Below are 23,244 nucleotides of genomic sequence, written 5' to 3'. Positions count from 1 at the left end.
CAGCGCTCAGGCGTCCTCCTCGGCGTGGCCGCGGCGAATGCTGCGCACTACCGACCAGATGAGAATCACCACCAGCGGCACGGCGATGGCGATGGCGACGCCGACATCATAATGCAGCCCGGCGGCCTCGGCCCGGGCATGCAGCCCTTCCAGCGCATAATGCAGCAGGCTGATGACGTAATAGGAGATTGCAGCGACGGAGAGGCCTTCGACCGTCTGCTGCAGGCGCAATTGCATGCGCGCGCGGGAATTCATGCTGCGCAGCAGGTCGCGGTTCTGTTGCTCCAGCTCGACATCGACCCGGGTGCGCAGGAGATTGGCGGCACTGGTCAGCTTGACCGACAGATTGGCCTGCCGCTGCTCGATGGCCTGGCAGGTCCGCATCGCCGGCTGCAGCCGGCGCAGCAAGAACTGCTGCCATGTGGGATAGCCAGAGATCGGCCGCTCGCCGATGGTGCGCAGGCGCGAGGAGACGATCTCCTCATAGGCGCGGGTGGCGCCGAAGCGGAACAGCGAGGCGGCGGCGTCCGCCTCCAGCTGGGCGGCGAGCCCGGTCAGCGCATGGAGCAGCTTGTTGTTGGCGGCAAGCCCCTCGCTCTGGCGCATCTGCTCGGTCAGCGCGGAAAGCTCCTGCTCGCTGTGCGCCACGGTGGGGGCAAGACGCTGCGCCTCCGGCAGGCCGAGCAGAGCGAGGGTGCGGTAGGTCTCGATTTCCAGCACCCGCTGCACCAGCGCCCCGGCGGCATCGTCCGTCATGCCGCGATCGCGCACCAATATCCGCACGAAGCCGGAGGGGTCGGGCTGGAAATCGGTGGCGATCTCAGCGAAGCCGTCCTCGACATCCGAGCGCGCGAGGCTGGTGCGGTCGAACAGCCGGTCGAGCGGGAGCGCGTCGGCGGTGTCGGTCACCAGATGCAGGTCCACCGCCACGAGCAGGGGCCCCGGCTGCGGCAGCTGGGTGAGCACGTCGGAAAGGCTGGCGCCTGAAGGCTGGAAGGGCAGGCTGCCCTCCACGACATCCTCGGCCGGCACTTCCCAGGTGTAGGTGGTGAATTCGGCGTGGCGTTCCCAGCGCAGCACGAAGCGGCCGAAGGCGACGCGGTGCTGCTTGGCGTCACGGCCCGGCGCCGGCTGGCCGCGCGCCAGGCACAGGCTGGCGAAGGCGGCGCGATCGGCGAGCGCCTGGGCGCGGTCGACGAGAAACGCGACGTGCAGGATGCGGGCGGGGGTCGACACCGCCACGAAGGGGCGTGCGTGCAGCTCCGCCAGCACCGGGGCGCGCAGCGGGTGATCGTAGAAGGCCTTGCCGGCGGCCGGGGCCGTCGCGTTAGCTGTCACCGGGCCTGCTCCTCACCTGCCCCCGCCACCTACCGTCGCAGCGGGGGAACTCCGCGCCGACAAGTGGGTTGCATGCTCGCGGTTCGCTGGCAAGAGGGCGCTTTTGCGCGCTCGCACAGCCACGAGGCCGTCAGGCGGGCGCGAAAAGAGCGTCGAGACGCCTCGTCACTGTTGCCCATCGGCATCATGCCTTCGGCAAAGCGGCGGCGATTTAGAATCTGTTTGCAAGGGTCGGGGGCCCAGAGCATGAAGTCAGACGGTCTTTTCGGGATTTGTGACATGAGATTTTCGCGGGTCTTGGCCGTGTGCCTCGCCTTTGCCGCCCTGATGGTCGTCGGTCTCTCTGCCCCGGCCCACGCCCAGTCCAAGCAGAACCAGCCCCGCGTCTACCTTCTGCGCGGCCTCGCCAACATCTTCTCGCTGGGCATGGACGACCTCGCCGCCAAGCTGCGTGCACGCGGCGTCGAGGCGAGCGTGCATTCCTATGTCGATCTGGAAATTCTCACCCGCACCGCCGTGGAGCAGGCGAAGGCGGGCAAGCGCCGCGCCTCGCCCGTGATCATCATCGGCCATTCGCTCGGCGCCGACGCTGCCGTCACCATGGGGAACCGCGTGACCGCCGCCGGCGTTCCCGTGCCCCTGGTGGTGACCTTCGACCCGGTGACGGCGATGACGGCCTCATCCAAAATCGGCAAGGTGGTGAATTATTACCAGGCCGGCGGCTCCGGCAAGGCGGTTTCCGGCGCGCGGGTCGAGAATATCGACCTCACGGGCTCCGGCGCGCTCAGCCATTTCAACATCGACAAGGCGGCCGAGCTGCACAACAGGGTCATTGGCATGATCCAGCGCGCCCCGCGCCCGCGCGCGGTGGCCGCCAAGCCCAAGCCCAAGCCCGCAGAGACGTCCGCCGAGGCACCTGTCGCGACCCCCGCCGCTGCGGCCGTGGTGCCCGTGGCAGCGCCCGCCGCAACGCCGGCAACGCCCGCTGCCACCCCCGCGAGCGTTCCGGCGGTGCCCGTGCCTGCCGCCACGACCCAGAGCGGCGCCGCGACGCCGGCCGCCGGTACGGAAACCGCCTCGGCCCCCAGCGCCGTGCCGACCGCGCCGGCCGGGACCGGCACGTCGAACTGATCGACCCGTTACAGAAGAAAGCGGCGCAGACCCGCAAGGGCGTCTGCGCCGTTGGCTTTTGAGGGCCCGCCCTCAGGCCGGCTGCACCGAGAACACCACGAACGTATGCATGTCGCCGTCTTCGTCCCGCAGCGAGACATACTCGCCCGGCACGAAGGCGTGGTCGCCGAAGCGGTAGCCCGTCTCGTCGTCGTCGCCAGCGTCCTCTTCGTAGTCGAACACCCAGCTCGACCCGCCGACGCCGCCGGCGCGATGCACCAGCTTGCCCTGCTCGGGCGCCTCATTGGCCCAGAAGCGGGTCACGGTGCAGGCCGCGCGCAGGTCCTTCCAGGCGTCCGAATCGATATGGCCTTCCCCGTCCAGCGGGGCGAGGAACTCGTAGCCGTGGCGGGCGCTGCCATCCGGGAATTCCTTGGAGCGGGCGAGATGCAGACGGATGCGGCTGAGTGTTCCGGTGGTGGCCCCCTCGGCGGCGCCTTCTGTGACCTCGTTCATGCGCGTCTCCCTGATCCTGGCCGGGCGGTGATGCGCGGCCTTTGGCATTGGCCTTAGGAGCTAGACGTGCGCGCTGCCTTGATCGCGCGCAAGGGCTGGAAGGCCAGCCGGGGCCTGAAACGTCCGCAAGCCCGCCTGAACCTGTGTGATCGCCCTCGCTGCGGCGCGCGGAAGGGGGAACACGTAACATTCATCCTTGGTCTAGTTTTTTTACCATAGGAAGGCGACGCGCTTTTCCCTAGAATGGCTCGAAAATCGGAAGCGTCCGTCGCAAGAGACGTGGCTGCCAAAACATTCGTTGGGAGGAAGCCCATGTCCGGTCTCGTCATGCCGGCGCCCAAGGCCGATGTGCTGGCCCGCCGCGCCCAGATCATCGCCGATCTACGTGCCCTCGTCCCTGGCGAGGGGGTGATCGACACCGAGGCCGAGATGCGCCCCTTCGAGAGCGACGGGGTGACGGCCTATCGCCAGCTGCCGCTCGTCGTGGTGCTGCCCTCCACCACCGCGCAGGTTTCCCAGGTGTTGGCCTATGCCAATGCCAACGGCATCCCCGTGGTGCCGCGCGGGGCGGGCACCTCGCTGTCGGGCGGCGCGCTGCCGCTGGAAGACGGCATCCTGCTCGGTATGGGCAAGTTCAACCGCATCCTCGACATCGACTTCGCCAACCGCACGGTCGTCACCCAGCCGGGCGTGACCAATCTCGGCATCACCAATGCGGTGGCGGATAACGGCTTCTACTACGCCCCCGACCCCTCCTCGCAGATCGCCTGCACCATCGGCGGCAATGTCGGCGAGAATTCCGGCGGCGTGCACTGCCTGAAATACGGCCTGACGACCAACAATGTGCTTGGCGTCGAGATGGTGCTGATATCGGGCGAGATCGTCCGTCTCGGCGGCAAGCACCTTGATTCCGGCGGGCTGGACCTGCTCGGCCTCATCGTCGGCTCGGAGGGCCTGCTCGGCGTAGTGACGGAGGTCACTGTCCGCATCCTGAAGAAGCCGGAGACGGCGCGCGCCGTGCTGCTCGGTTTTCCCTCCTCGGAGGCGGCGGGGGCGTGCGTCGCCGCCATCATCGCCGCCGGCATCATTCCCGGCGGCATGGAGATGATGGACAAGATGATGGTGCACGCCGCCGAAGCCTTCCTCGGCGCGGGCTATCCCCTCGATGTCGAGGCGCTGCTGATCGTGGAACTCGACGGCCCGGAGGCGGAGGTGAACCACCTGATCGACCGCGTCGCCGAGATCGGCAACGGGCTCGGCTGCATGACGCTGCGCGCCTCCACCAGCGAGGAGGAGCGCGTCGCCTTCTGGGCCGGGCGCAAGGCTGCCTTCCCGGCCGTGGGGCGCATCTCGCCGGATTATCTCTGCATGGACGGCACCATTCCGCGCAAGGCGCTGCCTCTGGTGCTGCGGCGCATGGAGGAGATGTCGGAAAAATACGGGCTGCGCTGCGGCAATGTCTTCCATGCCGGCGACGGCAACCTCCACCCGCTGATCTGCTACGACGCCAACACGCCGGGCGAGCTGGAAAAAGCCGAAGCCTTCGGCGCAGACATCCTGCTGCTCTGCGTCGAGGTGGGCGGCGTGCTCACCGGCGAGCACGGGGTGGGGGTGGAGAAGCGCGACCTCATGCCCTCCATGTTCAACGAGATCGACCTCGACCATCAGCAGCGGCTGAAATGCGCCTTCGATCCCGAGGCGTTGCTCAACCCCGGCAAGGTCTTCCCCGTGCTGCGCCGCTGTGCCGAGCTGGGGCGCATGCATGTCTCGGGCGGCAAGCTGCCCTTCCCCGATTTGCCGCGGTTCTGATGACCACCCTCCTCGTCCGCAACGCCACCGTGCTCGTCACCATGGACGGTGCCCGCCGCGAGATCGCCGGCGGGGGTCTTTTTGCGCGCGATGGCATCATCGAACAGGTCGGCCCCAGCGAGGCCCTGCCGGCCACCGCCGACAAAGTGCTGGACCTCTCGGGCCATGTCGTGCTGCCGGGGCTGGTGAACGCCCACCACCATCTCGACCAGACCCTGACCCGCAACCTTCCGGCGGCGCAGAACGTCAATCTGTTCCGCTGGCTCACGGCGCATTACCGGCTCTGGGCGGCGCGCACGCCGGAAGCCTCGCGCACCGCGACGCTGGTGGGACTGGCCGAACTTGCCCTGTCGGGCTGCACCACCTGCTTCGACCACGCCTATGTGTTCCGCAATGGCTGCGCGGTGGACGACCAGATCGCCGCCGCCCGCGAGATCGGCCTGCGCTTCATGGTCTCGCGCGGCTCGATGTCGCTCGGCCAGTCCCGGGGCGGCCTGCCGCCGGACGACTGCGTCGAGGACGAAGACGAGATCCTCAAGGACAGCGCCCGCGTCATCGCCCGCTATCACGACGCCGCGCCCGGTTCGCTGCTGCAGATCGCCCTCGCCCCCTGCTCGCCCTTTTCGGTGACGCCGGAGCTGATGCGTGACAGCGCGGCGCTGGCGCGGGAAAAGGGCGTCCGGCTTCACACCCATCTTGCCGAGACCATCGACGAGGAGCGCTTCACCCTGGAGCGCTTCGGCAAGCGGCCGGTCGCCTATATGGAAGAGCTGGGTTGGCTGGGCGAGGACGTGTGGTTCGCCCATGGCGTGCATGTGAACGCGCACGAGATTTCCTGCTTCGCCGGTGCCGGGGTCGGCGTGTGCCACTGCCCCTCCTCCAACATGCGCCTCGCCTCCGGCATCGCCCCGGTGAAAGCCTATCGGCGCGCAGGCGTGAAGGTCGGGCTGGGGGTCGACGGCTCGGCCTCCAATGACGGCAACAACCTGCTGGGCGAGGCGCGCCAGGCGATGCTGCTGGCGCGATTGCAGATCGCGCTGCGCCCGCCCGAGGGGCCAGACACCACGCTGTCCACCGCCGACCCCTCGCGCGATCATGAGTGGATGAGCGCGCGCGAGGCGCTGGAGCTCGCCACACTCGGCGGCGCCTCCGTGCTGGGGCGCAGCGATATCGGTGCGCTGGCGCCCGGCATGTGCGCGGATTTCTTCGCGTTGCGGCTCGACGATGTCGCCTTTGCCGGCGGGCTCTCCGACCCGGTGGCCGCCGCCCTGTTCTGCAGCCCCGGCCGCGCCGCCTTCACCTATGTCCATGGCCGCCCGGTGGTTTCCCATGGCGAAGTGGTGACAATCGACCTGCCAGCGGTGGTGGCGGAACACAACACGCATGCCGCGCGGCTCGCCGCGCTTTCCGGAGGTGCCTGAGATGAGCGAGAGGCTGTGTCCGCGCGACGAGGCCGATGTGGTGGAGGCCGTACGCTGGGCCGTTGCCAATGAGCGCACGCTCGATGTCGCCGGCAGCGGCTCCAAGTCGAGCCTCGGCCGGCATATCCAGACCGATGCGACACTGGAGCTGAAGGGCCTGACGGGCGTCACCCTCTATGAGCCGGAGGAGCTGGTGCTGAGCGCCCGGGCCGGCACATCGGTGGCGGAAATCGAGGCGCTGGTCGCGGCCTCCCGGCAGATGCTGGCCTTCGAGCCGATGGATTTCGGCCCGCTGCTGGGCGTTGCGTCGGGCGGCGGCACGCTGGGCGGGCTCATCGCCTGCAACCTCGCCGGCCCCCGCCGGCCGAGCGCCGGCGCGGCGCGCGACCATGCGCTCGGCCTGCGCGCCGTTTCCGGCCGGGCCGAGGCGTTCAAGGCCGGGGGCCGGGTGGTGAAAAACGTCACCGGCTACGACCTGCCGCGCGGGTTGTCGGGCTCCTATGGCACGCTCGCCGCCTTCACCGAGCTCACCATCAAGGTGCTGCCGCGCCCGGAAACGGTGGAGACGCTGCTGGTGCTCGGCCTCGACGACGCTGCGGCGGCCGGGGTGATGAGTTCGGCGGTCGGCTCCTATTACGACGTGTCCGGCGCGGCGCATCTGCCGGCCGAGGTCGCCGCGCATATTCCTGCCGTCGCCAGGGCGGGAATGGCTGTGACCGCGCTGCGGCTGGAAGGGGTGCAGCCCTCGATCCTCCACCGGCGCGGCAAGCTGGAGGCAATGCTGCGCGCCCATGGCACGCTGTCCTTCCTCGACGCCGACGCCTCGCGCGCCTTCTGGCAAGCGGTGCGCGATGTGGAACCGTTCGCAGCGCCCGAAAACCTGGGTCCCCGGGGCAAGCCCGGGGACGAGGGAGCGTATCTGGAAAATCTCAAAGCCGTCTGGCGCGTCTCGGTGGCGCCGATGGCCGGGCCTTCCATCGGCGCGGCCCTGCGCGAAATGGGGGCGATGAGCCTTTACGATTGGGCGGGCGGCCTCGTTTGGGTGCAGATGCCGGGCACCGAGCCGCTTACCGCGCGCGTGCGGGCGGCGGTCACGGACGCTGGCGGCGGCCATGCGACGCTGATCCGCGCCTCGGCGGCGGCACGGGCGGGCGAGGAGGTGTTCCAGCCGCTCGACGCCCTTACCGGCGGGTTGATCGCACGGATGAAAGACGGCTTCGATCCCGGGCGCGTGCTGAGCCCGGGCCGTATGTATGCGGGAGTGTGAGCCATGCAGACCAGTTTCTCCCTCGCCCAGCTCGCCGATCCGCAGACCGCCCGCTCCGAGCAGGTGCTGCGCGCGTGCGTCCATTGCGGCTTCTGCACCGCCACCTGCCCGACTTATGTGCTGCTGGGCGACGAACTCGATTCCCCGCGCGGGCGCATCTACCTGATCAAGGACATGCTGGAGAACGACCGGCCGGCGACGCAGGAGGTCGCCAAGCATATCGACCGCTGCCTCTCCTGCCTGTCCTGCATGACCACCTGTCCCTCGGGCGTGCACTACATGCACCTTGTCGACCATGCCCGCGACCATGTGGAGAAGACCTATCACCGCCCGCTGATGGATCGGCTGACCCGCGCGCTGCTGGCGCGGGTGCTGCCGAACCGCACCTTGTTCCGCCTCGCCATTGGCGGGGCGATGCTGGCGCGGCCCTTCGCCGGCCTGTTCGCGGCGGTGCCGGCCCTGCGGCCGATTGCGGCGATGCTGCGCCTTGCCCCCGGCCGTCCGGCGACCCGCTCGGCCGATGAGGGCGTGCGCCGCTTCCCGGCGCAGGGCGAACGCCGCGCCCGCGTTGCCCTGCTCGATGGCTGCGCCCAGCCGGTGTTGCGGCCGGAGATCGACGCGGCGGCGATCCGGCTGATGACCCGCATGGGAGTGGAGATCGTGCGCCCCGTCGGCGGGGGCTGCTGCGGCTCGCTCACCCATCACATGGGCAAGGAAGATCTGGCGCTGGCCAATGCCCGCGCCAATGTCGATGCCTGGTGGCGCGAGATCGAGGGCGAGGGGCTCGACGCGATCATTGTGACCACGTCGGGCTGCGGCACCACCATCAAGGATTACGGCCATATGCTCCGCACCGAGCCGGCTTATGCCGAACGCGCGGCCAAGGTCTCGGCGCTGGCGCAGGATGTGAGTGAGTTCCTGGCGGTGCATGAGCTGCCCGCCCCGGTCATCGCCCCCGGCATCCGCGTCGCCTACCACTCGGCCTGCTCGCTGCAGCATGGCCAGCGGGTCCGCACCCCGCCCAAGGCACTGCTGGCCAGCGTCGGCTTCACCGTGCTGGAGCCGGCCGAGGGGCATCTGTGCTGCGGCTCGGCCGGCACCTACAACATCCTCCAGCCGGAGATCGCCGAGCGCCTGCGCGCGCGCAAGGTGGCCAATATCGAGCGCACCGAGCCTCAGCTGGTCGCCGCCGGCAATATTGGCTGCATGACCCAGATCGGCGGCGGCTCAAGCCTGCCGGTGGTGCACACGGTGGAACTGCTCGACTGGGCGACCGGCGGGCCGATGCCGGCCGAACTGGCGGACATTCGCGCGGCAGCGTGAGGGCCTGACAGGGCACGCGGCGCGCGGCTATGATGGCGCCTCGTGTCTTTCCCCGGTCCGCGCTGTCGGGTCGTCATCCCGTAGGTGCGCGTCGGTGCGCCTCGGAGTGTGTCCCTGTCGCTGGCGCCGTCCTTCGAGGCGGGGGCGGGGGCCGGGCACCTCGGGAGGTCGTCGTTCGAGGCGGCAAAATCCGTCGCAAGAAACAAGGTTGCCCATGCCCCGTCCCCGGCTTCTCGTCCTTTCCCTCGGCGGCACCATCACGATGACGGCGAGCGCAGGCGGGGGCATCATGCCGACGCTGGGCGCCGCTGAACTGGTCGCCGCCGTGCCCGGCCTTGTCGAGGTGGCGGAGATCGAAGCGCGCTCGCCTCTGAAGGTCGGCAGCGCCTCGCTGACGCTGGAAAACATCGCCGAGGTCGCGGCCGACATCAACGCCGCCTTCGCGCAGGGTTTTGACGGCGCGGTTGTCGTCCAGGGCACCGACACCATCGAGGAAACCGCCTTCGCACTGGACCTGCTGGTGCGGGACGCGCGCCCGGTGGTGGTGGTCGGCGCCATGCGCGGCGCGCAGCAGCCGGGGGCCGACGGACCGGCGAACCTCCTCGCCGCCGCCCTCGTCGCCACCAATGCGGACGCGCGGGGCCTCGGCACGCTGGTTGTGATGAACGACGAGATTCACGCGGCCCGCTTCGTGCGCAAGGCGCACACCGCGCTCACCTCCGCCTTCGTGTCGGACACGGCCGGCCCGCTCGGGCTGGTGGCGGAAGGGCGGGTGCGGATTTTCGCCCGCGTGGCGCGCCCGTCGCTTCCGGCTCTGGCGGCCGGCATGGGCGCACTGCCGCCGGTAGCGCTTCTCAAGATTGCGATGGGGGACGATGGAAGGCTGCTGCGGGCGGTGCCGGGCCTCGGCTTTGCTGGCCTCGTCATCGAGGGGGCAGGGGCGGGCCATGTACCGGCGGCGATGGCCGACATCGTCGGCGAGGTCGCCGCGGGGATGCCGGTGGTGATCGCCAGCCGGACGCTGGCCGGGCCGGTGTTCGAGCGCACCTATGCCTATCCCGGCTCGGAAATCGACCTCCTCGCGCGCGGCGCGCTCTCCGCCGGGCTGCTGACCGGGGTAAAGGCCCGCCTGCTGCTCACCCTGGCGCTGGCGTCCGGCTGGAACCGCGACGCGGTAGCGGGGGCGCTCTCAGCCTATGACTGACGGCGTTCTGCAAGCGCCGTGATACCGAACGCCCAAACGCAAACGGGGCGCCCGAAGGCGCCCCGCTCGAACTCTGGAAATCAGAGGCCGATCACTCGGCGGTGCCGGTCTCGCCATCCTCGGCGGGCTTCGCCTTGGCTTCGAGGTCCTCGCCGGTCTCCTGGTCAACGACCTTCATCGACAGTCGGGTCTTGCCGCGCTCGTCGAAGCCGAGCAGCTTCACCTTCACCTTTTCGCCTTCCTTGACGACGTCGGAAGGCTTGGCCACGCGCTCCTTGGCGAGCTGCGAGACGTGCACGAGGCCGTCCTTGGCGCCGAAGAAGTTCACGAAGGCGCCGAAATCGACGACCTTGACCACCGTGCCCTCGTAGATCTGGCCGATCTCGGGCTCGGAGGCGATGGACTTGATCCAGTTCAGCGCCGCCTTGATCGATTCGCCCGAGGCGGAGGCGACCTTGACCGTGCCGTCGTCCTCGATGTTGATCTTGGCGCCGGTCTTCTCGACGATCTCGCGGATCACTTTGCCGCCCGAGCCGATCACTTCACGGATCTTGTCGACCGGGATCTGGATCACCTCGATGCGCGGCGCATGCTCGCCGAGCTCGGAACGGGCGCCGGTGAGCGCCTTGTTCATCTCGCCGAGAATGTGGATGCGGCCGTCCTTCGCCTGGGTGAGGGCGACCTTCATGATCTCCTCGGTGATGCCGGCGATCTTGATGTCCATCTGCAGGGCGGTGACGCCCTTGTCGGTACCGGCCACCTTGAAGTCCATGTCGCCGAGGTGATCCTCGTCGCCGAGGATGTCGGAGAGCACGGCGAACTTCTCGCCCTCAAGGATGAGGCCCATGGCAATGCCGGCCACCGGGCGGCGCATCGGCACGCCGGCGTCCATCAACGCGAGCGAGGTGCCGCAGACGGTCGCCATGGAGGAGGAGCCGTTCGACTCGAGGATCTCCGACACCGCGCGCAGCGTGTAGGGGAACTCGTGCGCGGGCGGCAGCAGCGGGCGGATGGCGCGCCAGGCAAGCTTGCCATGGCCGATTTCGCGGCGGCCGGGCGAGCCCATGCGGCCGGTCTCGCCGACCGAGAAGGGAGGGAAGTTGTAGTGCAGCAGGAAGCGCTCCTTATAGGTGCCTTCCAGGCTGTCGATAAACTGCTCGTCCTCGCCGGTGCCGAGCGTGGCGACCACGAGGGCCTGCGTCTCGCCGCGGGTGAACAGCGCCGAGCCGTGGGCGCGCGGCAGAACGCTCGCCTCGGCGACGATCTGGCGGACGGTCTTGGTGTCGCGGCCGTCGATGCGGATCCCCTCGTCGAGGATGTTCCAGCGGACGATCTTGGCCTCAAGCTCCTTGAGCACCTCGCCCAGAACCTGGGCGTCCGGCACTGGCTTGCCTTCGGCGGCGAGGGCGGCGTAATGCGCCTTGGCCTTCGCCTTGGCCTCGCCGACCGCCGCGTAGCGGTCCTGCTTGCGCACGATCTTGTAGGCGGCGCGCAGATCGCCGTCGATCAGGCCACGCACGTCCGCTTCCAGCGCCGAATGGTCCGGCGCGGTGTAGTCGCGCGGCTCCTTGGCGGCCTTCTCGGCGAGGCGGATGATGGCGTCGATCACCGGCTGGAAGTGGCGGTGGCCGAACATGACCGCGCCGAGCATCACTTCCTCGGAGAGCTCCTTGGCCTCGGACTCGACCATCAGCACGGCGTCGCCGGTGCCGGCAACCACGAGGTCGAGCGCCGATTCCTTGACCTCGTCGGTGGTCGGGTTCAGCACGTATTCATTGTCGATGAAGCCGACGCGGGCGCCGCCGATCGGGCCCATGAACGGCACGCCGGACAGGGTGAGCGCGGCGGAGGCGGCGACCAGCGCCACGATGTCGGGATCGTTCTCAAGGTCGTGCGAGAGGACGGTGATGACGACCTGCGTCTCGTTCTTGTAGCCGTCGGCGAAGAGCGGGCGGATCGGGCGATCGATCAGGCGGGAGACAAGCGTCTCCTTCTCGCTTGGGCGGCCTTCGCGCTTGAAGTAGCCACCCGGGATGCGGCCGGCGGCGTAGGTCTTTTCCTGGTAGTTCACGGTCAGGGGGAAGAAGTCCTGGCCGGGCTTGGCGCTCTTGGCGGAAACGGCGGTGGCGAGCACGGTGGTGTCGCCATAGGTCGCGAGCACGGCGCCATCGGCCTGGCGCGCCATGCGGCCGGTCTCGAGGGTGAGCGTGCGCCCGCCCCAGTCGAGTTCCTCGCGGTGAATATCGAACATGTCTGTCTCTGGCTTTCCGAAGCGGGGCCATGGGCAAGACGGCGAGAGACTCCGGCGATGGGGCGGCCTTTGGCAAGGCGCCGCCACGGGGTCCCCAGTGGGGGACCACGAGTCTCCGGCGATCCTGCCATGGCGCGCCGCTTCACTATCGGTCGCGGCGAGCCCCATGCCCGCCACATCTTGCGTCTTCAGCGCGGCGGGTCATCCGCCCGCGCCGTCTTTCAGCGTGCGAGGCCCGCGCCAGAGCGGCGCGAGCCTCGCATGTCAGCTCAGCGGCGGATGCCCAGGCGCTGGATCAGCGACTTGTAGCGGGCTTCCTCGGTCTTCTTGAGATAATCGAGAAGACCGCGGCGGGCCGAAACCATCTTGAGCAGGCCGCGGCGGGAATGATTATCCTTCGCGTGGCCTTTGAAGTGGCCGGTAAGGTTGCTGATGCGCTCGGTGAGGATCGCAACCTGCACTTCGGCCGAGCCGGTGTCGTTCGGCTTGGTGGCGTATTCCTTGATGAGCGCCTGCTTGCGCTCGGCAGTGATCGACATCGGGATCTCCTTTTCCATAAGGGAGGGGGTGAAGAAGCGCCTGCGCGCCGCTTCGGGCCATTGAGGCCGGCCAAGCCGGGATGTCGTCCAGCACGGTCGATGCAACAATGGGTTCGCGCGGACGAGGGGTCCGCGACGCGCGCGCACCATACACGAAAACGTTGGGGGCGCTAGTGAAAGCTGGGAGCGACAGCCGAGCGGGAATTCTCGCGCCCACCCCGTCCTTTACTTGCCGGAAAGGAAGATCCGCTTGGGGTGGATCTCGCCGGCCTCGGCCTCGCCCAGCGCGATGAGGCGGCCGCCGGCGGTGATGGCGACCGGGCCCTCCAGCACCGGCGCGTCGCGCCCGCGCAGGATGATCGGCTGGCCATGGGCGAGGCGGGCGGCGTCGGAAGACGAGACGCGCAGCGACGGCAGGCTCTCCAGCCCGATCTCCACCGGGCGCAGGGCGTAGCTCGGCGGCGCGTCGTCCATCGCCTCGGACACTTCGCGCAGCTTGGCCAGCGGGATCAGTTCCTCCTCGGGGAAGGTGCCGACCCGGGTGCGGCGCAGGGCGCAGATATGGCCGCGCGCGCCCAGCGCCCGGCCGAAATCGCGGGCCAGCGAGCGCACATAGGTGCCCTTGCCGCATTCCGCCTCGAACACCGCATGATCGGCGTCCGGCTGGTCGACCAGGTCGAGCGAATGGATGACCACGGTGCGCGCGGCGAGCTGGACCTCGACGCCGTCGCGGGCGAGGTCATAGGCGCGCTCGCCATTGATCTTGAGGGCAGAATAGTTCGGCGGCACCTGTTCGATCTCGCCACGGAAGCCGGGCAGCAGGTCGAGGATCGCCTCGCGCGTCGGGCGCAGCTCGGAGGTCTCCGTCGGCTGGCCCTCGCTGTCGTCGGTGTCGGTCTCGATGCCCCAGCGCACGGTGAAGCGATAGACCTTGCGCCCATCCATGACGAAAGGAACGGTCTTGGTCGCCTCGCCGAGCGCGATCGGCAGGCAGCCGGAGGCGAGCGGGTCGAGCGTGCCGGCATGGCCGGCCTTCTTGGCCTGGAACAGCCATTTCACCGCCCCGACCGCCTGGGTCGAGGTCATGCCGACCGGCTTGTCGAGCAGCACCCAGCCATCGACGTCGCGCTTGGGCCGGCGCTTGCGCGGGGCCTCGCGGGCCTCGTCGGTGGGCGGCACGGGGGGAGCGTCGACGGGGGTTTCAACGGGGGCATCGTCATGAAGGCGGGTGGGGTCGAGCGGGGCGTTCATACCGCGTCCTCTTGGTCGTTCGGGTCGTTTTCGGGGCCATCGAGGTCGCGCTTCACCTGCGGCAGGCGCAGCAGGGCGTCGATGCGCGAGCCTTCCTCGAACGAGGTGTCGATGCGGAAGCGCAGCTCGGGAATGGATTTCAGCGCGAGGCGGCGGCCGATCTCGCCGCGCAGCGGCTTGGCATTGGTTGCCAGCGCCGCGATCGCCGCCTTCGGGTCCTTGCCGCCGAGCGGCATGACATAGCAGGTGGCGATCTTCAGGTCCGGGCTCATGCGCACTTCCGGCACAGTGATGACCACCCGCGTCAGCGCCGGATCCTGCACGTCGCCCCGCGCCAGTACCTCGGCGAGGGCATGACGCACCAGCTCGCCCACGCGCAGCTGGCGCTGGCTCGGGCCGCCGCCCGAGCTCGCTTTGTTCTTCATGCAATCAAACCTTCAAGGCCCCGCCCACACCTGGGGGCATCGGGGCCGGCCGCGACCGGAGCGAACGGGCTTGGACCGCGCGCTCCCGTGAAAAGGCCGCTCCCGCGTGCGGGAACGGCCAAAGCTTGCGTGCGCCTTGTGCGCTCAGAGCGTGCGCTGCACGACCTCGACGCGGTAGCACTCGATGACGTCGCCGGCACGCATGTCCTGGTAATTCTCGAAGGACATGCCGCATTCCTGGCCGGAATGCACCGTGTTGACCGCATCCTTGAAGCGGTTGAGCGTCGCCAGCTTGCCTTCGTGGATGACCACGTTGTCGCGGATAAGGCGAACATGCTGGCCGCGCTCGACGACACCGTCGGTGACGAGGCAACCGGCGACCTTGCCCACCTTGGAGACCGCGAAGATCTCCTTGATGAGGGCATTGCCGAGCATGGTCTCGCGGTTGATCGGGGCCAGCAGGCCGCCCATCGCCGCCTTCACGTCATCCACCAGGTCGTAGATGATGTTGTAGTAGCGGATCTCGATGCCGGCACGGTCGGCCGCGTCGCGGGCTTCCTTGTTGGCACGTACGTTGAAGGCGATGATCGCCGCGCCGGCCGTCTCCGCCAGCGTGACGTCGCTCTCGTTCACGCCACCGGCGCCGGAGTGGATGATGCGGGCCTGCACCTCGTCAGTGCCGAGCTTCTCCAGCGAGGAGGTGATCGCCTCGATGGAACCGGACACGTCGCCCTTGATGATGAGAGGGAATTCCTTCCGGCCGGCCGTCTTGGCCTGGCTCATCATCTGCTCCAGCGAACCGCGGACGGTGGCGGAACGGGCCGCCGCCTTCTCGCGCTTCTGGCGCTGGCGATAATCGGTGATCTCGCGGGCACGGGCTTCGTTCTCGACCACGGCGAGACGGTCGCCCGCCTCCGGCGTGCCGCTGAAACCGAGCACCTCGACCGGGAAGGACGGCCCGGCGCTGGCGACATTGGCGCCCTTGTCGTCGATCAGGGCGCGCACGCGGCCCATCTCGGCACCGGCGACGACGATATCGCCGACACGCAGCGTGCCGCGCTGGACGAGGACGGTGGCGACAGGGCCCCGGCCACGGTCGAGCTTGGCCTCGATGACGGTGCCTTCCGCGTCGCGGTTGGGGTTCGCCTTGAGGTCGAGCACTTCCGACTGCAGGGTGATGAGCTCCAGCAGCTTGTCGAGATTGGTCTGCGCCTTGGCCGACACCTCGACTTCCAGCGTGTCGCCGCCGAGGCTTTCCACCTGGACCTCGTACTGCAGCAATTCGCTACGCACGCGCTCGGGCTTGGCGTCGGGCTTGTCGATCTTGTTGATCGCCACGATGAGCGGCACCTTAGCGGCGCGGGCGTGGTTGATGGCCTCGATCGTCTGAGGCATCACGCCGTCATCCGCCGCCACCACCAGCACCACGATATCCGTCACCTTTGCGCCACGCGCACGCATCGCCGTGAAGGCGGCGTGGCCGGGCGTGTCGATGAACGTCACCTTGCCGCCGAGCGGCGAGGTCACCTGGTAGGCACCGATATGCTGCGTGATTCCGCCGGCCTCGCCGGACACGACATTGGCCTTGCGGATGGCATCGAGCAGCGAGGTCTTGCCGTGGTCGACATGGCCCATGATGGTCACGACGGGGGGGCGCGACTCGAGGTGCTCTTCGGTGTCCGTGGTGTCGAACAGGCCTTCTTCCACGTCGGATTCAGCGACGCGGCGCACGCTGTGGCCGAGTTCCTCGGCGATGAGCTGGGCGGTGTCGGCGTCGATCACGTCGGTGATCTTCACCATCTGGCCCTGCTTCATCAGCATCCGGATGACGTCGACCGCGCGTTCGGACATGCGGTTGGCCAGCTCCTGGATGGAGATGGTCTCCGGGATGATCACTTCGCGGGCGATCTTTTCCTTCGCCTCGACATGGCGATGACCGCTCATGCGCTGGGTGCGCCGGCGGAACGAGGCGACGGAGCGCTGGCGCTCGTCGTCGGACGACTGGGCGGTGACGACGGTCAGGCGGCCGCGGCTCTTCTCCGGGCCGGCGGGACGGGTCGGCTTGGCCGGGGCGGCGGGGCGCGCGGGGGCCCCACCGGGACCGCGGCGGACCGGACGACGATCGTCTTCCTCGGCATCCATCGGGCCGCGCGGCGTGGCGACGCGCGGCGCGCCGGGGGCGGCGGGCGCCTGCGACAGGCCGGACGGCGTAGCCGAACGCGGCGCATTGCCGGCCGGTGCCGAGGCAGCGGCGGGCTGGTCCTCGCCGAAACGCTTGCGCGCTTCCTGCTCGGATTTGCGCTTGGCTTCCTCGTCGAAGGCGCGGCGGGCGTCTTCCTCGCGCTTGCGGGCCTCGGCGGCCTCGCGCTCGATCTTTTCGCGGGCTTCGCGCTCGGCGCGGCGAACCGCTTCGATCTCGGCGCGCTTGCGATCCTCGACCTCACGGACACGGGCGTCCTGGAGGGCGGCGGTGCGGGCGCGGGCTTCCTCTTCCGTCAGGGTGCGCAGCACCACGCCGCCGGGACGGCTGCCCTGCGGGGCCAGACGGGGACTGGAGAGATTGGCGCCCGGGGAGGGCTGGGTGCGCAGCGGCGGCCGGCCCGAAGGCTGGCTGGCCGGCGTGCTCACCGGTGCCGCCGGGGCGGCCGCGACGCTCGGGGCGCTCGCGGGGCTTGGCGCGGGGCGCGCGGGCGCGCTCGCCGGTGCCGGACGCGCGGGAGCGCTCGGTGCCGGGCGGGCAGCCTGTGTGGCGGGCGGGGCGGATGCCGGCGGCGAAGCCGGTGCGGCCGCTGCCGGCGCCTCGGGCTTGTCGCCCGGGCCGAGCACGCGGCGCTTCACCTTCTCCACCACGACGGACTTGGACCGCCCATGGCTGAAGCTCTGGCGGACGACGCCCTGCTCGACAGGTCGCTTGAGCGTGAGGGTGGTCTTGCCGCCCTGTCCGACGCCCATCGTCTTCTCGCCGGGGTTCTTCGTATCGGTCATTCGGTATCCGTTCCTGTACCTTTCCGCCTCATGCGGAAAGGCCCCACTATCGTCGGCCAGCCTGCTTACTCCGCGCGCCAGCCTTCGAGCCTTTTCATTCGCGCGAGGAACCCCGCGCTCGTCGGATGCGCGAGCAGCGCAGCATGTACCACATTTGCCCGCCCTAGCGCCAAGTCCAATTGTGTTCCCGGCAGGCTGTCGATTCGGGCGATTTCCCGTCCGGCAGCTTCACCGATCCGCCGCGCCAGAGCATCGAGCTTCCCGGCCCCGTCCGGGGCGGCTTCGCTCGCATGCATCAGCACCGCGACCTTCCCGCTCTGCAGCGCCTCGATCACCTTGGCGTTGCCTGTCACCACCTGCCCCGCCTTCTTGGCGAGGGCGAGGGAGGCGAGGGCATCCTTTTCCAGAAGCTGCCCGACCATGTCGGACAGTCCCGGCTCGGCTCGGCCCTTGCCCTTGAAGGCGCGCGAAAACGCCTTCCGCTTCAGGGCTTCGGCGAGCACGGCGTGCCGTGCCGTCACCCAGGCGCCGCGCCCGGGAAGCCGGGCATGGATGTCCGGCACCACCGTGCCATCCGGCGCCACGACGAAGCGCAGCAGTTCATCAACCGGCCGCACAGTCCGGCTGGCGATGCACAGCCGGGTCGGCGCGCGGCCCGCATCCGGCAGGCCGGCATCGGTCAGCCCCACATCCGCCTGGTCGGCGCCGGCGGCATCGGTGTCGATGTCTGCCGGTTCCGCCCCGTGGGGGGCCGTCTCGTCCGTCACCGCGTCCATTCCCTTCGGTCCCGAAGCCGTGCCGGTCCGGGCGGTCAGGCCTGGCTTTCGTCGGCCTCGGCCGTCTCGACCTCCCCGGCCTCGTCATCGACGGGACCAGCGAGCTCTTCGGCGGTAATCCAGCCGGCCATGACGCGGGCCTGCATGACGAGAGCTTCGGCGGCCTCGCGGGAAAGCTCGAAGCCTTCCAGCGCGCCGGCGACACGCACCACCTCGCCATCCTTGCGCTCGGTCCAGCCGACGAGATCATCGGTGGCACAGCCGGCAAGGTCCTCGACCGTCTTGATGTCGTTCTCGCCGAACGCCACCAGCATCGGCGAGGTGACGCCCGGCACCTCGCGCAGCGCGTCTTCCACCCCGAGTGCCTTGCGGCGCTCGTCGAAGGTGGCTTCCACCTGCGCCAGATGGGCAAGCGCGCGGTTCTGCAGTTCCTGCGCCGTGTCCTCGTCGAAGCCCTCGATGCTCGCCAACTCGTTCAGCGGCACATAGGCGATTTCCTCGACCGAGGCAAAACCTTCCGAGGCGAGGAGCTGGCCCATCATCTCATCGAGGTCGAGCGCCTCGGCGAACATGGTGGTCCGCTCGGCAAAGTCCTTCTGCCGACGCTCGCTCTCTTCCGCCTCGGTCATGATGTCGATGTCCCAGCCGGTGAGCTGGGAGGCAAGGCGCACATTCTGACCACGGCGGCCGATCGCGAGCGAAAGCTGGGCATCCGGGACCACAACTTCAATACGCTCGCGGTCCTCGTCGAGCACAACCTTGACCACTTCGGCCGGGGCGAGCGCATTGACGATGAAAGTCGCGACGTCGTCGGACCACGGAATGATGTCGATCTTCTCGCCCTGCAGTTCGTTCACCACCGCCTGCACGCGCGAGCCGCGCATGCCGACGCAGGCGCCGACCGGATCGACCGAGGAATCGCGCGAGGTGACGGCGATCTTGGCGCGCGAGCCGGGATCGCGGGCCACCGACTTGATCTCGACGATGCCGTCATAGATCTCAGGCACTTCCTGCGCGAACAGCTTGGCCATGAAATGGGGATGGGTGCGGGAGAGGAAGATCTGCGGCCCGCGCTGCTCGCGGCGCACGTCATAGACATAGGCGCGGATGCGGTCGCCGGTCTTGAACACTTCGCGTGGCAGCAGTTCGTCGCGGCGCAGCGAGGCTTCGCCGCGGCCGAGGTCGACGACAACGTTGCCGTATTCCACGCGCTTGACCGCGCCATTGACGATCTCGCCGATGCGGTCCTTGAATTCCTCATACTGCCGGTCGCGCTCGGCCTCGCGCACCTTCTGCACGATGACCTGTTTTGCGCTCTGCGCAGCAATGCGGCCGAAATCGAAGGGCGGCAGGGTGTCGGCAATGGAATCGCCGATCTGCGCCGCCGGGTTCAGCCGGCGCGCGCCGACAAGGTCGATCTCGACGGCCGGGTTGTCGACCTGCTCGACCACCAGAAGGTGGCGGGCGAGGCGCAGCTCGCCGGTGCGCGGGTTGATCTCGGCGTGGATGTCGGTTTCGGCGCCGTAGCGCGAGCGCGCCGCCTTGGCGATCGCATCCTCCATCGCGGCGATCACGATGCCCCGGTCAATCGTTTTTTCCCGCGCGACCGCGTCGGCGATCTGCAGGAGTTCGAGCCGGTTGGCGCTGACGACGGCCATCAGTGCGTCTCCTTCGCATGGGATTTGCGTTTGGCGTTGGATTTCTTGCCGGGCTTCGCGGCGCCCTTGGGCTTCAGCATCGGCTTGGACTTCTGCTTGACCGGCATCTTCTTCGGCGGAACGACGCGCGGGGCGACACCTTCGCCGCCCACGAACATGTCCTCATCCGCAGTATCGTCGTCGCCGTCGTCGGCGTCGTCGCCGTCGAGCGGCACCTCGCCGATATCGGCGAAGTCGATGTCGTCCTCGTCGATGCCGGCGCCTTCGCGCAGCGCCTTGTCGCGGCGCAGCGCTTCGCGGATCAGCGCGTCGGTCATCACCAGGCGGGCGTCGCCGATGTCGGAAATCGGCAGGGCGACGGTGTCGGGCGCGCCGGCGGGCGCGTCGGGCAGGCGCAGCAGCGCCTCCTCACCCTTGGCGCCGACCAGGATGCCACGGAAGCGCTTGCGCCCCTCCACCGGTACGGCCATGTCGATCTTGACGTCGTGGCCGGCCCAGCGATGGAAATCGGAAATCCGCACCAGCGGCCGGTCGATGCCCGGCGAGGACATTTCGAGATTATAGACCCCGGTGATCGGGTCCTCGACATCGAGCACCGGCGAGATGGCGCGGCTTGCCGCCTCGCACTCGTCAATGCCGAAGGAGCCATCGGGGCGCTCGGCCATGATCTGCAGGGTCGGCGGACTGCCACCGGAGATCTTGGCCCGCACGAGACGGAAGCCGAGGCCGTGCAGCACCGGGCCGACGATGCCGGCCACACGGGCGGCGGGGCCGGCCTCGATGACGAGGCGCGGCTCATCGAGACGGCCCTCGGGCTGGGTGTCCACGTCGGTGGCGCGGGCTTGCGTGTCGTCGGCTTCGGTTTCGCTCATCGTCCTCATCGGATCGCCTAACGATCCGCAATGCAAAAAGAGCGGGCCCCGGCGACGGAACCCACTCTCAACCGATCAGATGATCGTTTGTGAGATCGTTGAATGACCCGCTTATACAGCCAAACCGATCCCGCGTGCAAGGGAGCGATGGAACCGGGCGATCACGCGGGCCGGGCCGCCATTTCCGTCCGCGCCGTTGCGAGGGCCCGCAGCGGCGGTTGCGGCCGGCGAAGGCGCGTCGCATAAGCGGCTCATGTCTGTCCGAACTCCGCACGACGCCATACTGCGCGAGCGCGCGCCCGCCAAGGTGAACCTCACCTTGCGGGTGCTCGGCCGGCGCGCCGACGGCTATCACGATTTGTCGAGCATCGTCGCTTTTGCCGGCGTTGGCGACCGGCTGACGCTGCTGCCGGGGGCGGAACTGGCGCTCGCCCTTGAAGGTCCGGGCGCGACGGCGCTTGCGGACGAGGGCGACAATCTGGTGCTGCGGGCGGCGCGGGCGCTAGCGGCGGGTGTGCCCGGGCTGGTGACGGGGCACTTCACCCTCTCCAAGCGGCTGCCGGTGGCGGCCGGCCTTGGCGGCGGCTCGGCGGATGCGGCGGCGGCGCTGCGGCTGCTGGCGCGGGCGAACGGGCTCGATCTCGGGGATGAGCGGCTGGTCGAGGCGGCGCTCGCCACCGGATCGGACGTGCCGGCCTGCCTCTATGGATGCTCTTGCCTGATGGGCGGGCGCGGCGAGGCGATCACCCCGCTCGCCCTGCCGCGCTTCGGCGCGGTGCTGGTGAACCCGCGCGTGGCGGTGGCCACCGCCGATGTTTTCCGCATGCTGGCGCTGGCGCCGGGCACACAGCGCGCTGCAGCCTCGCCCGAGCCGGCCGGCGCGTCGCGCTCGGGGTTGCTCGCCTGGCTGCGCACCGAGCCCAACGATCTGGAGCCGCCGGCGCGGGCGCTCGCGCCGGTGCTCGGCGCGGTCGAAGAGGCACTCGGCGCGACGACGGGCGCGCGGCTGGTGCGGATGTCCGGTTCGGGCGCCACCATGTTCGCGCTGTATGACGACTGCCGCGCCGCTGCGGCAGCGGCCAAGCGCGTGGCCGGGGCCCATCCGGAATGGTGGGTGAAGTCGACCATACTCGGATAGGGCAGGAGTCCAAGATGCACACAGCCCTGTTCTTCGCCGCCGCCGCCCTGCTGGAAATCGCCGGCTGCTTCGCCTTCTGGGCGGTGATCCGCAGCGGGGCGAGCCCGCTCTGGCTGGCGCCGGGAGCGCTGAGCCTCATCGCTTTCGCGGCGGCGCTGACGCAGGTCGAGGCGGCGGCCGCCGGGCGTGCCTTCGCCGCCTATGGCGGGGTCTATGTCGCGGCGTCGCTGGTGTGGCTGTGGGCGGTGGAAGGCCTGCGGCCCGACCGCTGGGACCTCGCGGGCGGAGCGGTGTGCCTTGCCGGCGCGGCGCTCATCGTGTTCGCGCCGCGCGGCTGAGGGGTTAGCGCACCCGCGAAATGCAGAAATCGACGACGTCGAGCAGCGCGTCCCTGGCCGGGCTGGAGGGGAAGACGTCGAGCGCCTGCTTGGCCGCCAGGCCATAGGCGCGGGCGCGCTCCACTGTCGCGGCGATGGCGCCATGGCGCACGAGCAGGGCCAGCGCCTGCTGGAGGTCGCCCTCGCCGATCTCGCCCCGTTCCAGGCAGCGGCGCCAGAACTGCCGTTCCGTCTCGTCGCTGTTGCGCACCGCCAGCACCACGGGAAGCGTGATTTTGCCCTCGCGGAAATCGTCGCCGACATTCTTGCCGAGATCGGCCTGCGAGCCGCCATAGTCCAGCGCGTCGTCGACCAGCTGAAAGGCGATGCCGAGATTCATGCCATAGGCGCGGCAGGCGGCCTGCTCGGCCGGCGTGCGCCCGGACAGCACCGGCCCGACTTCGCAGGCGGCGGCGAACAGCTCGGCGGTCTTGCCGCGAATCACGGCGAGATAGGCGTCCTCGTCAGTGGCGATGTTCTTGGCGGCGGCGAGCTGGGCGACTTCGCCCTCGGCGATGACGACGGCGGCCGTGGACAGAATGTCGAGCGCCCGCATGTTGCCGACCTCGATCATCATGCGGAAGGCCTGGCCGAGCAGGAAGTCTCCGACCAACACGCTCGCCTCGTTGCCCCACAGCATGCGGGCGGCGAGCTTGCCCCGGCGCATCTCGCTGTCGTCGACCACATCGTCATGCAGCAGCGTCGCCGTGTGCATGAACTCGACCGAAGCCGCGAGCTTGACCGTGCCATCGCCCTGATAGCCCGCCAGCGCGCCGGTCGCGAGAGTCAGCATCGGGCGCAGCCGCTTGCCGCCGGAGGAAATGAGGTGCTGGGCAACCTCTGGGATCATCGCCACGTCGGAGCCGGTACGCGAGAGGATCAGCGCGTTCACGCGCCCCATATCGGCCTGCACCAGCGTGACGATGCCGGTCAGCGAGGCTTCGGACCCCGTCACGGCGGGAGTGAAGGAGTAGGCGACGGACA

19 protein-coding genes are annotated in these 23,244 nt (G+C 69.3%); 8 read left to right on the top strand and 11 right to left on the bottom strand.

Annotation, left to right across the window (positions count from 1 at the left end; all coding sequences use genetic code 11):
* Nucleotides 1–6 precede the first annotated feature (6 nt).
* Entirely contained in the window at nt 7–1,338 is a 1,332-nt protein-coding gene (locus EV667_RS00950) for a DUF3422 family protein (protein ID WP_131833475.1), read from the bottom strand.
* A gap of 279 nt (nt 1,339–1,617) precedes the next feature.
* Here EV667_RS00950 and EV667_RS00945 point away from each other — a divergent pair, with 279 nt between their 5' ends.
* Nucleotides 1,618–2,469: a hypothetical protein gene (locus EV667_RS00945; protein ID WP_131833474.1), complete on the top strand. Its 852-nt coding sequence runs from the start codon at nt 1,618–1,620 to the stop codon at nt 2,467–2,469.
* A 72-nt stretch (nt 2,470–2,541) separates the two neighbouring features.
* On the opposite strand, the gene EV667_RS00940 is transcribed toward EV667_RS00945, so the two are convergent.
* Nucleotides 2,542–2,964 (bottom strand): hypothetical protein, encoded by a 423-nt coding sequence (locus tag EV667_RS00940; protein WP_131833473.1) that lies wholly within the window; start codon nt 2,962–2,964, stop codon nt 2,542–2,544.
* A 312-nt stretch (nt 2,965–3,276) separates the two neighbouring features.
* On the opposite strand from EV667_RS00940, the gene EV667_RS00935 reads away from it, so the two are divergent.
* The 5 genes from EV667_RS00935 (at nt 3,277) to EV667_RS00915 (ending at nt 9,988) form a co-directional block, all read left to right on the top strand.
* A complete protein-coding gene (locus EV667_RS00935; protein ID WP_131833472.1) occupies nt 3,277–4,773 on the top strand; it encodes an FAD-linked oxidase C-terminal domain-containing protein in 1,497 nt (498 codons plus the stop codon).
* Complete coding sequence (locus EV667_RS00930; protein ID WP_131833471.1) at nt 4,773–6,194, top strand: 8-oxoguanine deaminase; 1,422 nt, start codon at nt 4,773–4,775, stop codon at nt 6,192–6,194. Before EV667_RS00935 ends, EV667_RS00930 begins: the two co-directional genes overlap by 1 nt.
* 1 nt (nt 6,195) lies before the next feature.
* Nucleotides 6,196–7,461 (top strand): FAD-binding protein, encoded by a 1,266-nt coding sequence (locus tag EV667_RS00925; protein ID WP_207907653.1) that lies wholly within the window; start codon nt 6,196–6,198, stop codon nt 7,459–7,461.
* Nucleotides 7,462–7,464: 3 nt separating this feature from the next.
* Nucleotides 7,465–8,784: a glycolate oxidase subunit GlcF gene (glcF, locus tag EV667_RS00920; protein ID WP_131833469.1), complete on the top strand. Its 1,320-nt coding sequence runs from the start codon at nt 7,465–7,467 to the stop codon at nt 8,782–8,784.
* Between the two features lie 214 nt (nt 8,785–8,998).
* Nucleotides 8,999–9,988: an asparaginase gene (locus tag EV667_RS00915; protein WP_131833468.1), complete on the top strand. Its 990-nt coding sequence runs from the start codon at nt 8,999–9,001 to the stop codon at nt 9,986–9,988.
* 91 nt (nt 9,989–10,079) lie between these two features.
* Here the strand turns inward: EV667_RS00915 and pnp are convergent, their stop codons facing one another.
* The 8 genes from pnp to rimP all read right to left on the bottom strand — a co-directional run bounded on the left by pnp (nt 10,080) and on the right by rimP (nt 20,745).
* Nucleotides 10,080–12,239, bottom strand: coding sequence for a polyribonucleotide nucleotidyltransferase (gene pnp / locus EV667_RS00910; protein ID WP_131833467.1), 2,160 nt, complete (start codon nt 12,237–12,239; stop codon nt 10,080–10,082).
* 269 nt (nt 12,240–12,508) lie between these two features.
* The gene (gene rpsO / locus EV667_RS00905; RefSeq protein WP_131833466.1) at nt 12,509–12,778 is read right to left on the bottom strand and encodes a 30S ribosomal protein S15; all 270 of its coding nucleotides are present in this window, start codon (nt 12,776–12,778) and stop codon (nt 12,509–12,511) included.
* A 225-nt stretch (nt 12,779–13,003) separates the two neighbouring features.
* Nucleotides 13,004–14,029 (bottom strand): tRNA pseudouridine(55) synthase TruB, encoded by a 1,026-nt coding sequence (gene truB, locus EV667_RS00900; RefSeq protein WP_131833465.1) that lies wholly within the window; start codon nt 14,027–14,029, stop codon nt 13,004–13,006.
* Nucleotides 14,026–14,454, bottom strand: a complete 429-nt coding sequence (gene rbfA, locus EV667_RS00895) for a 30S ribosome-binding factor RbfA (RefSeq protein ID WP_131833464.1) — start codon at nt 14,452–14,454, stop codon at nt 14,026–14,028. Before rbfA ends, truB begins: the two co-directional genes overlap by 4 nt.
* 144 nt (nt 14,455–14,598) lie before the next feature.
* On the bottom strand, nt 14,599–17,439 hold the full coding sequence (gene infB, locus EV667_RS00890; RefSeq protein WP_131833463.1) for a translation initiation factor IF-2: 2,841 nt from the start codon (nt 17,437–17,439) through the stop codon (nt 14,599–14,601).
* A gap of 65 nt (nt 17,440–17,504) precedes the next feature.
* A complete protein-coding gene (locus EV667_RS00885; protein WP_131833462.1) occupies nt 17,505–18,215 on the bottom strand; it encodes an RNA-binding protein in 711 nt (236 codons plus the stop codon).
* A 35-nt stretch (nt 18,216–18,250) separates the two neighbouring features.
* Nucleotides 18,251–19,873: a transcription termination factor NusA gene (gene nusA, locus EV667_RS00880; protein ID WP_131833461.1), complete on the bottom strand. Its 1,623-nt coding sequence runs from the start codon at nt 19,871–19,873 to the stop codon at nt 18,251–18,253.
* Nucleotides 19,873–20,745 (bottom strand): ribosome maturation factor RimP, encoded by an 873-nt coding sequence (rimP, locus tag EV667_RS00875; RefSeq protein ID WP_131833460.1) that lies wholly within the window; start codon nt 20,743–20,745, stop codon nt 19,873–19,875. The genes nusA and rimP overlap by 1 nt, the downstream gene beginning before the upstream one ends.
* Before the next feature lie 253 nt (nt 20,746–20,998).
* On the opposite strand from rimP, the gene EV667_RS00870 reads away from it, so the two are divergent.
* Nucleotides 20,999–21,883 (top strand): 4-(cytidine 5'-diphospho)-2-C-methyl-D-erythritol kinase, encoded by an 885-nt coding sequence (locus EV667_RS00870; protein WP_207907652.1) that lies wholly within the window; start codon nt 20,999–21,001, stop codon nt 21,881–21,883.
* A 14-nt stretch (nt 21,884–21,897) separates the two neighbouring features.
* On the top strand, nt 21,898–22,221 hold the full coding sequence (locus EV667_RS00865) for a YnfA family protein (protein ID WP_131833459.1): 324 nt from the start codon (nt 21,898–21,900) through the stop codon (nt 22,219–22,221).
* A 4-nt stretch (nt 22,222–22,225) separates the two neighbouring features.
* On the opposite strand, the gene EV667_RS00860 is transcribed toward EV667_RS00865, so the two are convergent.
* Complete coding sequence (locus EV667_RS00860; RefSeq protein ID WP_425359012.1) at nt 22,226–23,215, bottom strand: polyprenyl synthetase family protein; 990 nt, start codon at nt 23,213–23,215, stop codon at nt 22,226–22,228.
* Nucleotides 23,216–23,244 lie beyond the last annotated feature (29 nt).

The sequence above is a fragment of the Ancylobacter aquaticus genome (assembly GCF_004339465.1).
GTDB classification, from domain to species: Bacteria; Pseudomonadota; Alphaproteobacteria; order Rhizobiales; family Xanthobacteraceae; genus Ancylobacter; species Ancylobacter aquaticus.
This window is presented reverse-complemented; position numbering and strand designations above follow the sequence as displayed.

What these genes read in the sequence shown, in the direction of transcription:
- EV667_RS00945 (WP_131833474.1), top strand. Translation starts at nt 1,618, where the DNA reads ATGAGATTTTCGCGGGTCTTGGCCGTGTGCCTCGCCTTTGCCGCCCTG.
- EV667_RS00940 (WP_131833473.1), bottom strand. Translation starts at nt 2,964, where the DNA reads ATGAACGAGGTCACAGAAGGCGCCGCCGAGGGGGCCACCACCGGAACA.
- EV667_RS00935 (WP_131833472.1), top strand. Translation starts at nt 3,277, where the DNA reads ATGTCCGGTCTCGTCATGCCGGCGCCCAAGGCCGATGTGCTGGCCCGC.
- EV667_RS00930 (WP_131833471.1), top strand. Translation starts at nt 4,773, where the DNA reads ATGACCACCCTCCTCGTCCGCAACGCCACCGTGCTCGTCACCATGGAC.
- EV667_RS00925 (WP_207907653.1), top strand. Translation starts at nt 6,196, where the DNA reads ATGAGCGAGAGGCTGTGTCCGCGCGACGAGGCCGATGTGGTGGAGGCC.
- glcF (WP_131833469.1), top strand. Translation starts at nt 7,465, where the DNA reads ATGCAGACCAGTTTCTCCCTCGCCCAGCTCGCCGATCCGCAGACCGCC.
- EV667_RS00915 (WP_131833468.1), top strand. Translation starts at nt 8,999, where the DNA reads ATGCCCCGTCCCCGGCTTCTCGTCCTTTCCCTCGGCGGCACCATCACG.
- pnp (WP_131833467.1), bottom strand. Translation starts at nt 12,239, where the DNA reads ATGTTCGATATTCACCGCGAGGAACTCGACTGGGGCGGGCGCACGCTC.
- rpsO (WP_131833466.1), bottom strand. Translation starts at nt 12,778, where the DNA reads ATGTCGATCACTGCCGAGCGCAAGCAGGCGCTCATCAAGGAATACGCC.
- truB (WP_131833465.1), bottom strand. Translation starts at nt 14,029, where the DNA reads ATGAACGCCCCGCTCGACCCCACCCGCCTTCATGACGATGCCCCCGTT.
- rbfA (WP_131833464.1), bottom strand. Translation starts at nt 14,454, where the DNA reads ATGAAGAACAAAGCGAGCTCGGGCGGCGGCCCGAGCCAGCGCCAGCTG.
- infB (WP_131833463.1), bottom strand. Translation starts at nt 17,439, where the DNA reads ATGACCGATACGAAGAACCCCGGCGAGAAGACGATGGGCGTCGGACAG.
- EV667_RS00885 (WP_131833462.1), bottom strand. Translation starts at nt 18,215, where the DNA reads ATGGACGCGGTGACGGACGAGACGGCCCCCCACGGGGCGGAACCGGCA.
- nusA (WP_131833461.1), bottom strand. Translation starts at nt 19,873, where the DNA reads ATGGCCGTCGTCAGCGCCAACCGGCTCGAACTCCTGCAGATCGCCGAC.
- rimP (WP_131833460.1), bottom strand. Translation starts at nt 20,745, where the DNA reads ATGAGCGAAACCGAAGCCGACGACACGCAAGCCCGCGCCACCGACGTG.
- EV667_RS00870 (WP_207907652.1), top strand. Translation starts at nt 20,999, where the DNA reads ATGTCTGTCCGAACTCCGCACGACGCCATACTGCGCGAGCGCGCGCCC.
- EV667_RS00865 (WP_131833459.1), top strand. Translation starts at nt 21,898, where the DNA reads ATGCACACAGCCCTGTTCTTCGCCGCCGCCGCCCTGCTGGAAATCGCC.